Below are 14,687 nucleotides of genomic sequence, written 5' to 3' on the forward strand. Positions count from 1 at the left end.
GACGTCACAGTTTCAACAATCAGCTGTCACCGGTAGAGTTTGAAAAGCGTTACGCAGCGAGCCTGGAGAGTGTCTAGAAAACCCGGGGCGATTCAGGCCGTACATCCAGATAGTCAGCCAGAGACTCAAAAAACAGGCTCTTGAAGGGCTCGAACATTACAATGGTCGCAAGTGTTCTGCCTTTGAATGGCAGCTTTCTCGCAGCTTTCTCCGCCGCAGGGTTGCGGTGGAAGTTAGGATCTTCAATCCGGATGGTACGCGAATCAATATCGATGTCCGACCGTCTAATCCCCCAAACTTCTGAATGGCGTAAGCCGCCTGCGGCAATCATTGCGGCAGCGCACCTGCATTGAGGGTCTTCAATGCTATTGAGTAGCGTCAGAACATGTTCAGTGGGGAAATTCCGACTAACGTGAGAGCTTTTGACCTTACCGCCGGGAATGCCGCCAGGGGCGTAAGCATGGGCATCCTTAGGTGTATTGCCGAATGTCAACGTGTTGTTATGAATGTTGTCCATTTCGGCTTTGGTGCGCCGTCTGTCCTGCGTTTGGGGTAGAGACATGACGTTGGCGAATGCGTCGCTCTTGGTGAGGATCCGAATGAGGGATGCCAAGTCATTGAGCTTCATTTGGCTGGTGCGAAGGAAGTCATTAACCCCGGCCAAATACTTTTCAGCACTCACAGTTTTGACTGGAGTCTTTCCCAGCGCTTTAGCAGCTCGGCGCACGATGAAGTCAGTGCTGTTAACCCCTTTGGTCAAAAACTCCCAGTACAGGTTAATGGTCTTTTGAGCGACTTCGGGTGGCATAGGCTGGCCTCCCATCACACCTGTTTCGTAGCAGTAGTCGAAGAAATGAGCTACCGAGCTGCAATATTGGTAGGGCACAGATTCACCAAACGCATGACCCACTTCTTTCGTCTTGTATCCCGCATACCTGTTGAAGGCGTCAATCGGGCGTTCGGTGGCTACCTCGAATAGGCGGGGTGTGTCCATCTGAATGAGGTAAACATGCTTCACAGGGCTCTCCTTCCGACCTGGAGGGCCCGAGCTGACAGCCGAGTATCTGCGCTTGGGAATGGAGAAGACTGACAATTCTGTGTAAAAACATTAAGCATATATTGACGCGCCAGGCATGGTGGTGTATAAATTAGTGCCGAATTCTACGCATCTAGCATTTCAATTGTGTAATTCCTTTTTGGAATTAAAACTTTAATTTTGGCTGTGTTCAGGAATATAGGCGTTTCGGGCCTTCCGTCATTCGTAGATTTATGGGAAGTCGCTTATTCCCTCCGCAGTTTCTTTGGCAATAACTCCCACATCATTCGCGTCTCTTGTCCGGTTCCCTGTGCTCGATAAGCCAGACATCCGTCGGGCACGCTGCTGTGCGAATGCTGTATGGGCTTAGAGCTCTCAGTGGAGTTTTGTAGGTTGTCTTGGTCTGATGCGCGACGGAGGTTCTCTATGATTTCCTGCCTCATGCAGGTCTCACTGCCTAGCGTGTATTCACTGCGTCCGATAGTTACCGTTTGGCGTGCGTTTCAGGGTTTCTTTATTCACAACTTGATGTGATCGCGGATGGTTGTTTATTGGCGCGGAGGGAAGGGGGTGTGTGATTGGAAAGTAGGTTGGGATGGAGGGAATGCTGATCAGGGATCAGGGAGGGGAAGTCCATATTTGCTGGGGCGTGGTGCTGTGTTGTGGAGCGGGTAGAGGGAATCGAACCCTCAACTAAAGCTTGGGAAGCTTTCGTTTTGCCACTAAACTATACCCGCATTACACATATTTCTTTGCTCACAAAACGGGATGTCCTATAAGAACCCTCGTTATCAGCTTGGGAAGCTGGAGTAATGCCATTATACGACACCCGCTCAGAGCGGCTGACTTTGTACCAGATGTGCGCGTGGAAATGAAGTTTTTCTTTGCGCGAGATGGCTTTAGCGCAGGTGAAACAAGACATCGGACCGCGTGACGGTCGTTCGCGGGCAAGCCTCGCGCCTACTGTATGGCGTTAGGCTGCGAAGCTTGCTCGCGATGACGCTGTTTCAGATTGACAATGCATGGTGGTCCTGGACGTAGTGGTAACGCGGTCGGCTTGCCTGTTGCTCTGGTTTCAGGAAACCGAGCAATGCGTTGCGACTGTCTCGGCAGGCGGCTTTGTGTTCCATGTCGAGAAAGTGGCCCGTCGCATCCAGCGTCGTGAAGGAGGCGTGTTTCACGTGGTCGGCGAACAACCGGGCGCCATCGGCGGCGGTGTATTCGTCCCATTCGCCGTTCATGAACAGCACCGGCACGTTGATTTTCTCAGCGGCTTTGAAGAAGCACTGGCGATCGCTGTGCAACAGGTCGTTGATGTGGAAGTGCATCTGCCCGTATTCATGATCGGCCAGGCTGCTGACGTGTCGATAGTTGAAGCGCTTGAACAGGGTCGGCAGGTGTTTGCCGATAGTGCTGTTCACCAGGTTGCCGACCCGGTCGCCGTCACGGCTGCCGAGGTAGTCAACACCGCGCTCGAGGTAGTCGAGCATGTGCGCGTTGATCTCCGGGGAGAACGAGCTGATCACGGCTTTTTCGATCCGTCGCGGTTGTTGGGCGAGGGCGACCAGGGTCGCGGCGCCACCCCAGGAAAACGACAGCACGTGTTCGGCGGCGAAGTGGTCGATCAGCTCCAGGAGGATCTGCCCTTCGACTTCCTTGGTCAGCAATTTCTCATGCAGGTTGTGGGCTTTTGACTTGCCCGCGTAGGGCTGGTCGTAGCAGACCACATTGAACTGCGGATGGAGGTTTTTCACGGTTTGTGCAAACGACGCAGTCGTGGCCATCGAGCCGTTGACCAAGATAATGGTCTTCTCTGCGGCGTCTGCGCGATAGAACTCCGTGTAAACCCGATACTGACCCTGTATATCCAGCACAGCGATTTCTGGCCTCATGTCATAAGACTCCTGGCAAGCGGGTATGCGCGCAAATGAGATTGCACGAGCTTTGTGACAGGTAGGCATACGCCTGGAATTTTGGAGGCCCATGTCGATCCATTGCAGTCCGGTCGACGGGTATTGTTATTGGCGGGCAGTCTGCCGGTCTGAGGCGGAACCTGAGGGTTCTCTAACCGACAAAAAGTTTCTTAGAAGTATGTTGTGACTCGTCAGTCACATTTCGGCTGACGACCTGATTCAAGCAGGGGAGAGGGGATCGCGCAAGTGCCATTGGTGAATTGTTCGACAACTTCTGCTGAGCGGTAGGCTGCTTAGATCAATTGGATCTCTTCGGTGCGCAACGCACGGTACTCGCCCGGTTTTAGCGCGTTATCGAGCACCAGCGGACCCATGCTTTCGCGGTGCAGGCGCAGTACTTTGTTGTCGAAGTGGCCGAACATCCGCTTCACCTGGTGATAACGGCCTTCGACGATACTCAGGCGCGCCGACTTCGGCCCGAGCACGATCAGCTCGGCAGGTTGGGTGGTGAGGTCTTCGAAGGCGAAATACAGGCCTTCGGTGAATTTCAGCGCGTATTGCGGGCCGATCTCCTGTTCGGTCTCGACGTAATAGACCTTGGGCAGTTTGGTCTGCGGTTGGGTCAGGCGTCGCGACCAGCTGCCGTCGTTGGTGATCAGCATCAGACCGGTGGTGTTGAAGTCGAGGCGGCCGGCGATGTGCAGGTCTTCCTTGTCCGGCTCGTCGATCAGGTCGAGCACGGTCGGATGCTCTGGGTCGCGAGTGGCGCTGACGCAACCGGGCGGTTTGTGCAGCATGAAGTAGCGGGCGGGTTTGCCGACTTGCAGGACTTCCTCATCGACCTCGACACGGCTGAATTCCAGCACCTCGGTGTGCGGGTCGCTGACGATTTTTCCGTCAACCCGCACGCGCTTTTCCACCAGCAACAGGCGAACCTGCTTACGGTTGAAGCGGGGCAGGTTGCTGAGGAAACGGTCAACACGCATGAGTTGAGATCGGCAGGAAAAGGGCCGCGCATCTTACGCGATCGGCCGGGCCGCTGCTTACAACTGCGACTCGACCTGTGCGCAGCGAGGGCACAGGCAGGATTTGTCGCGCAGCTCGGCGGGCAGCGCTTCGAGTACCGCCGGGTCGATGCTGACGCTGTAGCACCAGCAGGGCCGATCGGCGGTTCGCGGGTCGGCCAGGGTGCAGTCATTGGAGGCGCCGCAGGCCGGGCAGAATTCAGGCTTGTTCATGTAGGGCTATGCATAACTGGTGTGAGGCATTTCCGCGCAGGTACGGCTACGGCCGGATTGCTTGGCCCGATACATCGCATGATCGGCCCGAGAGAGCAGGGTGTGTAAGGTGTCATCCGGTTGCAAGGTGGTCAAGCCGATGCTGACCGTCAGCTGCAAGGCATGATCGTTGTAGGCATAACGCTGGTGTTCGACATGCTGGCGAATTTTCTCGGCGATCATCAGACCCGTCTCACCGTCTGTGTCCTTGAGCAGCACGATGAACTCTTCACCGCCCCAGCGACAGACGATGTCGGAATGGCGCAGGCAGCTCTCAAGATCCCTTGCGAAACCGATCAGCACCTGATCGCCGGCGAGGTGGCCATAGGTGTCGTTCAAGGCCTTGAAGTGGTCCAGATCCAGCAACAATGCAGTCAGCGGTTTCGGTTCGCGTTGGGCTTCGTGCATGGCTTGCGCGGCCAGCAGGTCGAAGCCGCGACGGTTCGGCAATTCGGTCAGGCTGTCGAGCGTCGCCTGCGCGTGGATCTTGCCCTGATAGCGTTTGATCACCCGGTTGAGCAGCATCAGCACGATCAGCGTAACGAGCAGGCAAATCAGTAAATTGAGGTACAGCGACTGACGGATCTCACTCAGGGCGCCGTCTTCGCGTTTGTCGACGAACAGGTACCAGTTCAGCTCCGGAATGAACCGCACGTTAAGGAAATGTCCCTGGCCCTGGACGGAATATTCGTAGCTGCCGCTGTGGGGTTTGGGCAGTTGGCTGACCAGGTCTTTCATGCTCTCGAGTTCACTGAGTTTCTGGCCGATGTGCGCGCCTTGCGGGCCACCCTCTGCGCCGGTGAGTACCAGCCTGCCAAAGCTGTCGACGAAGTACACACTGCGCTGGTAGCGCTGCTGGTACTTGTCGATCAGCTTGATCACCGCATCCACCGTCAGACCGACGCCCGCCGCGCCGATGAAACGGTTGTTGTAGTCGTAGACCTTGTAGTTGATGAAGAACGTCAGGTTGTCTTTGTTGGCAAGGTCGGGGTCGACGTTGATCTCGTAGGGATCGGCCATGTCACGCACGCGGAAATACCAGGCGTCGCGCGGTTCAGTGACTTTGACTTGCTTGAGCACGCCTTTGGCGTGGTAGTAGGTGAGCGTGCCGTTGGAGACGAAAAACGCGGTGTAGGCGCCGTAGTGGGTCATGACCTCGTTGAGGTAGCGGGTCATCTGGTCGGGGTCTTTTTCGCCGTTGACCACCCAGTCGCGCATGAAGGTGTCGCGAGACATCATCGAGGAAATCAGGATCGGTCTGACAAGGTCTTTCTGGATTTCCGAGTAGACCGTGTCCGATGTCAGCGGCAGCTCGGTGTTGACGATGTTGTCGCGGATCGACGCGCGCGAGGCGTAGTAGCTGAGGAATGACGTGGCGAGGAAGCCTGCGCCCAGCAGCGCGATCAGCGTGAGGACCAGCGAACGTTGCGAATACAGCGGCGAGTGAAGCGGCATGGCGATTCCGTTGGCAGTGACCTGATGGGGAGCATTCTAGAGGGACTGCGGGGAAATAACTGCGGGATTTGTGGGGTGAATCGGCAGGAATCAGGTGCGATGGCGCCTGTGCGGACGCCTTCGCGGGCACGTCGGAACGCCGACCGCTCGCTCCAGATCAACACCGCATGACCTGTAGGAGCCGGCTTGCTGGCGATGGTGGGTCAGCTACATAGACGTCAACTGACACACCATCGCCAGCAAGCCGGCTCCTACAAAGGGTATTGCGGTGTCACTCTGGAGCGAGCGGTCAGTGTTCCGACGTGCCCGCGAATCGTGAGATCAGCGCCGATCTGTCAGATACGCACGCCACCCACCCAGATGACTGATATCCACCGCCCCCTCCAATCCATATTGCTCACAGATAAAGCCACTCTCCCAACGCCCATCCGCCAGTTGCACCTTGCCCAATCCCAACGGCGCCGGAATTCCGGTCAGGAACGACCCCAGCTCACGGCTCGGCAATTCCCAGACCTCCACTGCAATCGCCACACCGCCGTCCTTCACCCGCACCATCCCCGGACGAAACGGCGGACCACCAGCCAGTGCATACAGCTGATAGTCCGGCGAACTGAACGTCGATTCGACCAGCGTCGCGCCGCGCTGCTTCAGTTGCCAGTTCAGCGCCAATCCATCCAGGTGCGCACCGCACACCACCAACCGTGCGCGGTCATTGCGGGCGACTGCCGACGATGCAGGCGCATCCGAACGACGCTGAAACGCATCCGCCACGCTCAATAAGTACTGATCGGTAAACGCCCGACCAAACACCGTCACACCCCACGGCAAACCATTGCCCATGAACCCGCTCGGCACGGCGACGGCGGCGTAGTCGAGCAGGTTCATGAAGTTGGTGTAGTAACCCAGTTCCGAATTGCGCAGCACCGGTTCAGCCTCAAGTTCGGCCAGCGTCACTGGACGGCCGAGGGTCGGCGTGACCACACAATCGAGTCCTTCCAGCGCCTTGTCGCACAGCGCCTTCAAGGCTTGCAACCGATACTGCGCACGGAACGTTTGCACGCCGCTCACCGCTGGCGCCTTGGCCAACACGGCGCGAATCACCGGCAACACCGCTTGAGGATTCTGCTCCATCAGTTCGCCGGCAACGCTGTAGCGCTCCGCCACCCACGGGCCTTCGTAAAGCAAACGCGCGGCTTCGAGAAACGGCGACATATCCAGATCCACCGCTTCACCGCCCAGCGCCTTGAGCTGATCGATGGCGTCTCCAAACAACAGCGGACCTTCAGGGCAACCGAAGAACTCCAGGTCCTGCGCACGCGGCACGCCGAAGCGGAAGGGGCGCGGAGTGCCGAACGCCGAGCCGTCATTCCACAGTGGATTCCTGCGGCTGTATTCGTCCCGCGGATCGAGGTGTGCGGTGAGCGCCAGCAACTGGCTCGCCTCCCGCGCCGTCGCGGTAAACGTCGTGACGCAATCGAGCGTCCGGCACGCTGGCACCACACCTGCCGTCGAGATCAGCCCCTTGGTGGCTTTCATCCCCACCAGATTGTTCAGCGCCGCCGGCACGCGCCCGGAACCTGCGGTGTCCGTGCCCAACGAAAAACTCGCCACTCCCAGCGCCACTGCCAGCGAAGACCCGGCGCTGGAACCACCCGACGGATACTCCGGCAACACGCTGTTCGGGCAGGCGCCATACGGTGAGCGACTGCCGTTGAGCCCGGTGGCGAACTGATCGAGATTGGTCTTGCCCAGCGGAATCGCGCCCAGCGCCAGCAACTGCTCGACGATGGTCGCCGACTGCTGCGGCACATAGGCAAACGCCGGGCACGCCGCGGTGGTCGGAATGCCGGCCAGATCGATGTTGTCCTTGATCGCGAACGGCACGCCGTACAGCGGCAGGCTGTCGATGTCCTGACCGTCGAGCGCGGCGAGGTACGGTTCCAGTTCTTCAACACTGAGCAAATGAATGAACAGGTGATAGTCGGGGTTCAGCGCGGCGGCTTTGTCGCGCAGGCTCAGCAGCAGTTGTCGCGGTGTGGTGCGGCCTTCGCGGTAAGCACTGCGCAGGGCGTCGAGTTGCAGATTGATCGTCATGGCGTTAATCCTTTTTCAAATGGGTTCAGTCGAGTTCCAGCACCACGACGCGCTGTCCGGCGCGCACCGCCGAACCCGGTTGCACGCGGATCTCGCGCACCACGCCGGCCATGGGCGCGAGCAGCGGAATTTCCATCTTCATCGACTCCAGAATCACCAGCACATCACCGGCGGCCACGCGGCTGCCGGTCTGCACCTGAACCTGCCAGAGGTTGCCGGCGATGTGGCTGTCGACGCTCATTTCACCACTGGCCAGTGGTGCGTCTTCAGTCGTTTCCGGTGCCGGCTCTTCACTGTCGTAATGCGCCTGGCCGCTGGCGATCCAGCGCTCGCGCTCGGCGTTGAACGCGCCTTTTTGCTGCTCGCGAAACGTGGCAATGGTCTCGGCTTCTTTCGCCAGGAACGCCTGGTAATCCGCGAGGTTCAACTGGCTGTGTTCGATGTTCAGATCGAAGCGCCCGAGCGGGAAATCCCGGCGGATGCGCAGCAGTTCATCGGCGCTCACCGGGTAGAAACGGATCTGATCGAAGAAGCGCAGCAGCCACGGTTTGCCATCGAACGCGGCGACTTCGCGGTAGCGGTTCCACATCTGCAACGTACGACCGACGAACTGATAACCACCGGGACCTTCCATGCCGTACACGCACATGTAGGCGCCACCGATGCCCACCGAGTTTTCCGCGGTCCAGGTGCGGGCCGGGTTGTACTTGGTGGTCACCAGGCGGTGGCGCGGGTCGAGCGGCGTGGCGACCGGTGCGCCGAGGTAAACGTCGCCCAGGCCCATCACCAGGTAACTGGCATCGAACACTGTGCGCTGTACTTCGTCGAGGTTCGGCAGGTCGTTGATGCGGCGGATGAACTCCAGATTGCTCGGGCACCATGGCGCGTCCTTGCGCACGGTGGTCATGTATTTCTCGATCGCCAACTGGCAGGCCGGGTCGTCCCAGGACAGCGGCAGATGGACGATGCGCGAGGGGACTTGCAGGTCCTTGGCGGCGCACACCGCGTCCCATTCACCGGCGACGATGCCGAGCAGATCGGCCAGCGGCAGTTGTTCGGGTTGGTAGTGCACTTGCAGTGAACGGATGCCGGGTGTGAGGTCGATGACACCGTGCAGGTTTTTGCTTTCCAGGGCTTGCATGAGTGCGTGGGCGCGGAAGCGCAAAACAAGGTCGAGTTCCGGTGCGCCGATCTCCAGCAGAAGATGAGTATCCCCCGAAAGACGTGCAACCAACCGCGTATCCTCCTGACCCAAATCCAACACCACAGGCGACTGTAGGCGCCGGCTTGCTGGCGATGAAGTTGACGCGGTGTCTGTTAGGGCCCCATCGCCAGCAAGCCGGCTCCTACAAGGGTTCCATTTCAGGGCGAGATTGCGGGCGGTTTTGAGATCGACGGGGAGGAACTGCACTTTGTCCCCAGCCTTCAATTGCCCCAACTGCCAAAGATCCGCCTCGATCACCGTCACCGGGCACACAAACCCGCCCAGGCTCGGACCGTCCGGCCCGAGAATCACTGGCATGTCCCCAGTGAAATCCACCGCGCCAATGGCATACGGATTGTCATGAATGTTCGACGGATGCAGCCCCGCCTCACCACCATCAGCACGCACCCATTCCGGCTTCGGCCCGATCAGCCGCACGCCGGTTCTGCTGGAGTTGAAATGCACTTCCCACTGAGTCGCAAAGAAAGTGCCGATGTAGTTTTCGGTGAAGTATTCCGGTGCGCCATGCGGGCCGTAGATCACCCGAATTTGCCGCAGGGCAGGCAATTCAGCGATTTCAGACAGTTGCTCGCCGACGCTGCGATCAATCAAAGCAGGCACATGCAACACGTCACCTGCGCGCAACGCCCGACCACCATGCCCGCCAAACTGGCCAAGGGTGAAGGTACTTTTACTGCCCAGATAATCCGGCACCTGCAGACCGCCGCGCAGGCACAGATAACTGCGAGCGCCCGCACCGGCAATCGTCCCGAGACTTAGCGTGGCACCGGCCGGAATCAGCAGCGCCGTGTTCATCGCAACCGTTTCACCGTTCAACGCCAGCGGAATCACCGCCCCGGTGACCGCCACCACGGCGTCGCAATTGAAGCGCAGCAACGGCCCGCTCATGGTGATTTCCAGCGCGGCGGCACCTGCTTCGTTACCCAGCAAAAGGTTGCCCAAGCGCAGCGCGCGACTGTCCATCGGCCCCGACGGTGGCACGCCCACGGCCCAGTATCCAAGGCGGCCGGGATAGTCCTGAACACTGGTCTGCGTACCGGCGCTGAGTACTTCAAATGTGTTGGCCTGATAGACCAGATGTTCGAGGCAGCGGGTCCACGGCTGACCGCTGGCGAACGGCGCATCGAGCAAAATCTGCCGCAGATAATCGCGGTTGGTTTCCACACCGTAGAGCAGGCTATCGCCCAATGCTTGATGCAGATCGGCGCGCGCTGCTTCGCGGGTCGGCGCCCAGCAAATGACCTTGGCGATCATCGGGTCGAAGTACGGCGGAATCTCGCAACCGGCCTCGACCCAGGTGTCGATGCGCAGCTGTTTGCCGTCGGCTACGGGGAAATTGACAGCGGTCAGCAAACCGGGGCTCGGCTGAAAATCACGACCCGGGTCTTCCGCATACAGCCGTGCCTGAATCGCATGGCCGTTGGCTTTCAAGCCTTGGCTCAACACGCTCAACGGCGGCAAATCCCCGGCCGCCAGTTCGACCATCCAGCGCACCAGGTCCACGCCCCACACCTGTTCGGTGACGCCGTGCTCCACCTGCAGACGGGTGTTCACTTCGAGAAAATAGAAACGCCGGGCCTCACTGTCGAAGACGAATTCCACGGTGCCGGCGCTGCGGTAATTCACGGCTTTTGCCAGTTTGATCGCAGCGGCGCAAAGCGCCTCCGCCATGCCTTCGGGCAGGTTCGGCGCCGGGGTTTCTTCAAGGACTTTCTGGTTGCGGCGCTGCACCGAGCAATCGCGTACGCCGAGGGCGATCACTTCACCGCGACCGTCGCCGAACACCTGGACTTCCAGGTGCCGTGCGCGCTGGATGTACTTCTCGATGAACACCCCGGCGTCACTGAAATTGTTCTGGCCGAGGCGTTTCACCGCTTCAAAGGATTCGCTCAACTCGGCCGCACTGCGGCACACGCGCATGCCGATGCCGCCACCGCCTGCGGTGCTTTTGAGCATCACCGGGTAGCCGACCTGTTCGCCGGCGATCAGCGCCGCGTCGAGGCTGTCGAGCAACTCGGTGCCTTCGAGCATCGGCACGCCGTGTTGCTTGGCCAATGCGCGCGCGGTGTGTTTGAGGCCGAACACGCGCAGTTGTTCTGGCGTCGGGCCGATGAAGGCGATGTCGGCAGCTGCGCAGGCTTCGGCGAACGCGGCGTTCTCCGAAAGGAAACCGTAGCCGGGATGGATCGCCGTGGCGCCGGTGGCTTTGGCGATGGCGAGGATTTTGTCGACCGCCAGATAGGTGCCGGCCGCCGCGCCTTCACCGAGGCTGTGGGCTTCATCGGCTTGCAGAATGTGCAGGCTCGCGGCATCGGCTTCGGAGTACACGGCGACGCCGTTGACGTGCAGCTCACGCAGGGTGCGCAGGATGCGGCAGGCAATGGCGCCACGGTTGGCAATCAGGACTTTTTCGAACATGGCATAGACCCCGGAGGGGATGCGGGCCGTCCCGCAGTTTTTCGTTGGGCGCCGGGGTCGTCCCCGACGGCAGAATCACTTGTCTTCAGAACGCCACCGAACCCCTGTGGGAAAGGGCTTGCTCGCGATGGGGCCAGTACATTCGAGATTGATGTCGACTGACACACCGCAATCGCGAGCAAGCCCGCTCCCACATTGGGTTTGTGGTGTTTTTACTTTTTGAGGCACTGGCCTGAGCGGGCCTGACACAAGGCATACAGCCAGCGGCGTAAACGACTCAGTTCCATACCAGTAACTCCGCAGGCGTAGGGTTGTAGGCATTGCACGGATTGTTCAGCTGCGGACAGTTTGAAATCAGCACGATCACATCCATCTCCGCCCGCAGATCAACGTACTTGCCCGGCGCCGAAATCCCGTCTTCAAACGTCAGCCCGCCATCCGCCGTGACCGGCACGTTCATGAAGAAATTGATGTTCGGCCCGATGTCGCCCTTGCCCAGTCGCCCGTCGTGGACGCAGGCGCGCAGGTAGTTGTCGCGGCAGCTGTGCATGTAGCGTTTTTCCAGCGCGTAACGCACGGTGTTGCTCTCTTGCGCGCAGGCACCGCCGAGGGTGTCGTGGCGACCGCAGGTGTCGGCGACGATGGTCAGCATCGGTTTGCCGAGGTTGGAATACAGCACGCTGCCGGTGCTCAGGTAGACGCTGTTTTGCCGGCGCAAAGTGCGTTGCACGTCGTAGCGTTCTTTCGGGTTGGCGACGCTGTAGAACAAGGTATCGACGGCCTGATTGCCTTCCAGATCGAGGATACGCAAGGTCTGGCCGGCCTTGACTTCCATCAGCCACGGTTCACCGGCGGGGATGGTGGCGCGATAGACCGCCGTTTCCGGATGCTTTTGAGCGGTAGCGATTGCGAGTGACATGGCAGCGATCCTCAGGCGAACAGACGGTCGGTGTTGATGAAGCCGCGCTCGTTTTCCGGGCGCGAAGTGCGACAGTGCTCGGCGACGCTGGCGTCGGCGTTCATCCAGCTCAGCTTCAGTGGTTTCGGTGCGTATTCCGGCGACGGGTCCATGGGATGTTGCAGGGCAGTGAGCACCACCAGCGTGTCCATCGGCGCGTACAACTCGATGTAGTCGCCGGCCTTGGAATTGCCTTCGACGAAGTGGAAACCCCCGGCCTCATCGACATTCACGCGGCTGAACAGGTTAAGGGTCATCAGCAGGTCCGACAGGCCCAGCCCCCACTTGCCCAGTTCCACCAACAGGTTGTCGGTGCCGTTGCGGAAGAAGCCGTTGCGCAGTTCCTGATAGCGGCCTGCGCCGTATTTTTGCGCGACTTCCTCAGCGCAGAGCACGCCGCCGAGGCTGTCACTCCAACCGCAGGTGTCGGCGGTTATTGCCGCCAGCACCCGGCCCATGTCCGAGTAGAGGCAATGGCCAGTGGTGAGCTTGGCGGTGTGTTGGCATTTGAGGCTGTCGGGCAGGTTCAGGCGTTCGGTTTTTTCGTTGGCATTGAGCAGCGTCAGGCTGACGTTGGCGCCGCCGCGCAGGTCGGTGAGACGCAGCAGTTGGCCGCGTTTCAGGACGAACGAACGATGGCCGCCACCGGGGAGTATTTCTTCGGCGAAGGGAGGGAACAGTTGGGTCGAATCAGTCATGTGCAGATTCCTCTAAGCGATACGAAGCGTGCCTGCCAGCTCAGCCGGCAAGGCATCGACGGCTTTGCTGTGGGCGCGGCGGTCGCTGTTCAAAGGGATGTCGTAGGTGATGCGCGCGCCATAGGCGCCGGGGGCGTGCGGGTCGACGCGGACCTTGTCGAAGACCAGCAAACGGGTGCCGAGGCTGAAACCTTCGGACAGGTCATGGGTGACCATGAACACCGTCAGTCGCGTCTCGCGCCACAGCTCCAGCAACAAGGCGTGCATGTCTTTGCGGATGCCCGGATCGAGGGCGCCGAACGGTTCGTCGAGCAGCAACACGCGGGGTTTCATGATCAACGCCTGGGCGATGGCCAACCGTTGTTGCATGCCGCCGGAGAGCTGCGCCGGGTACTTGTCCAGCGAGTGGCCGAGCCCCATTTTGTGCAGCAGCACCGAGGCCTGTTCTCGCGCCTCTTTTTTAGCGCTGCCGAACAACCGCCCAAGCAGCGGCGAGCGTGGCAGTTCGAGGCCGAGGGCGACGTTGTCCAGCACCGTCAGGTGCGGGAACACCGAGTAGCGCTGGAACACCACGCCACGGCTCGAGTCCGGTTCGCCGGCCAGCGTTTGACCGTCCAACAAAATCTCGCCGCGACTGGCGCGCTCCTGACCGAGTAGCAGTCGAAGGAAGGTGGATTTGCCACAACCCGATGCGCCGACCAGGGTGCAGAACTCACCTTCGTTGACGTTCAGGTTCAAACCTTCGAGCACCACTTGATCGGCGTATTGCTGCCAGACGTTTTTTACCGTGATGAAGCTCATGCGCGGGCTCCTTCATACCAGGGGAACGCGCGCTGGGTCAGGCGCTTCAGGCCCCAGTCCATTAGCCAGGCGAGCAGGGTGATCCACACCACGTACGGCAGAATCACATCCATCGCCAGGTAACGACGCACCAGGAAAATCCGGTAACCGAGGCCGTCGGTGGAGGCGATGGCTTCGGCAGCGATCAGGAACAACCACGCCGAACCGAGCATCAGCTGCAGCGAGATCAGCAGGCGCGGCAGCAATTGCGGCAGCACCACACGCAGCATCAGCGTCCAGGTTGAAGCGCCGAGGGTCTGGGCCTTGATCAGCAATTCCACCGGAATTTCCCGGGCGCGCTGTTCCAGATCCCGCGCCAGGCACGGGGTGATGCCGATCACGATCAGCATCACTTTCGACAATTCACCCAACCCGAAGACGATGAACAGAATCGGCAGGATCGCCAGCGGCGGCACCATCGACAGCACTGTCAGCAGCGGCGACAGCGGCGCGCCAAACAGCGGCAACGTCCCGGCGGCGATGCCCAGGCACAGCCCGGCCAGTGCGCTGATGCCGAGACCGATCGCGAGCCGGCGCAAACTGGACGCGGTGTCTTGCCACAGCACGTATTCGCCGGTGCGACTGTCGGCGGTGAACGCCAGGCGCTTCACCGCGTCGGTCATCTGCACCGCGCTCGGCAACAGTTTGTCGTTGGGGTTGTCCGTCAGCCGCTCGGCCGAGCCCATGAAGTAGGCGAACAGCACCAGGGCGAACGGCAAGATCACCAACAACAGGCGACTCGGACGATCCGGGTGGCGATTGATCAGGCGCAT

At 60.0% G+C, this 14,687-nt stretch carries 11 protein-coding genes and 1 tRNA gene; all 12 read right to left on the minus strand.

Annotated features, from left to right (window positions below):
• Positions 1-73: 73 nt before the first annotated feature.
• Positions 74-1,018 carry a site-specific integrase gene (locus tag FBY04_RS08785; protein WP_145314995.1) on the minus strand — a complete coding sequence of 315 codons (945 nt, stop codon included), beginning with the start codon at positions 1,016-1,018 and terminating at the stop codon, positions 74-76.
• Positions 1,019-1,699: 681 nt separating this feature from the next.
• A tRNA-Gly gene (locus tag FBY04_RS08790) sits at positions 1,700-1,773 on the minus strand.
• Positions 1,774-2,043: 270 nt separating this feature from the next.
• Positions 2,044-2,928 carry an alpha/beta fold hydrolase gene (locus FBY04_RS08795; RefSeq protein WP_084322634.1) on the minus strand — a complete coding sequence of 295 codons (885 nt, stop codon included), beginning with the start codon at positions 2,926-2,928 and terminating at the stop codon, positions 2,044-2,046.
• 314 nt (positions 2,929-3,242) lie between these two features.
• Entirely contained in the window at positions 3,243-3,935 is a 693-nt protein-coding gene (locus tag FBY04_RS08800; protein ID WP_145314996.1) for a pseudouridine synthase, read from the minus strand.
• A 57-nt stretch (positions 3,936-3,992) separates the two neighbouring features.
• Complete coding sequence (locus FBY04_RS08805) at positions 3,993-4,187, minus strand: cysteine-rich CWC family protein (RefSeq protein ID WP_084322636.1); 195 nt, start codon at positions 4,185-4,187, stop codon at positions 3,993-3,995.
• A 6-nt stretch (positions 4,188-4,193) separates the two neighbouring features.
• On the minus strand, positions 4,194-5,681 hold the full coding sequence (locus FBY04_RS08810) for a sensor domain-containing diguanylate cyclase (protein WP_145314997.1): 1,488 nt from the start codon (positions 5,679-5,681) through the stop codon (positions 4,194-4,196).
• Between the two features lie 321 nt (positions 5,682-6,002).
• Positions 6,003-7,775 carry an allophanate hydrolase gene (atzF, locus tag FBY04_RS08815; protein ID WP_145314998.1) on the minus strand — a complete coding sequence of 591 codons (1,773 nt, stop codon included), beginning with the start codon at positions 7,773-7,775 and terminating at the stop codon, positions 6,003-6,005.
• 25 nt (positions 7,776-7,800) lie between these two features.
• A complete protein-coding gene (uca, locus tag FBY04_RS08820; protein ID WP_145314999.1) occupies positions 7,801-11,418 on the minus strand; it encodes an urea carboxylase in 3,618 nt (1,205 codons plus the stop codon).
• Between the two features lie 277 nt (positions 11,419-11,695).
• Positions 11,696-12,337 carry an urea amidolyase associated protein UAAP2 gene (locus FBY04_RS08830; protein WP_017336948.1) on the minus strand — a complete coding sequence of 214 codons (642 nt, stop codon included), beginning with the start codon at positions 12,335-12,337 and terminating at the stop codon, positions 11,696-11,698.
• 11 nt (positions 12,338-12,348) lie between these two features.
• Positions 12,349-13,074: an urea amidolyase associated protein UAAP1 gene (locus FBY04_RS08835; RefSeq protein WP_084322640.1), complete on the minus strand. Its 726-nt coding sequence runs from the start codon at positions 13,072-13,074 to the stop codon at positions 12,349-12,351.
• Between the two features lie 12 nt (positions 13,075-13,086).
• Complete coding sequence (locus tag FBY04_RS08840) at positions 13,087-13,875, minus strand: ABC transporter ATP-binding protein (protein ID WP_145315001.1); 789 nt, start codon at positions 13,873-13,875, stop codon at positions 13,087-13,089.
• Positions 13,872-14,687, minus strand: coding sequence for an ABC transporter permease (locus FBY04_RS08845; protein WP_145315002.1), 816 nt, complete (start codon positions 14,685-14,687; stop codon positions 13,872-13,874). Before FBY04_RS08845 ends, FBY04_RS08840 begins: the two co-directional genes overlap by 4 nt.

It is taken from the genome of Pseudomonas sp. SJZ080 (assembly GCF_007828295.1).
Classification (GTDB): domain Bacteria; phylum Pseudomonadota; class Gammaproteobacteria; order Pseudomonadales; family Pseudomonadaceae; genus Aquipseudomonas; species Aquipseudomonas migulae_A.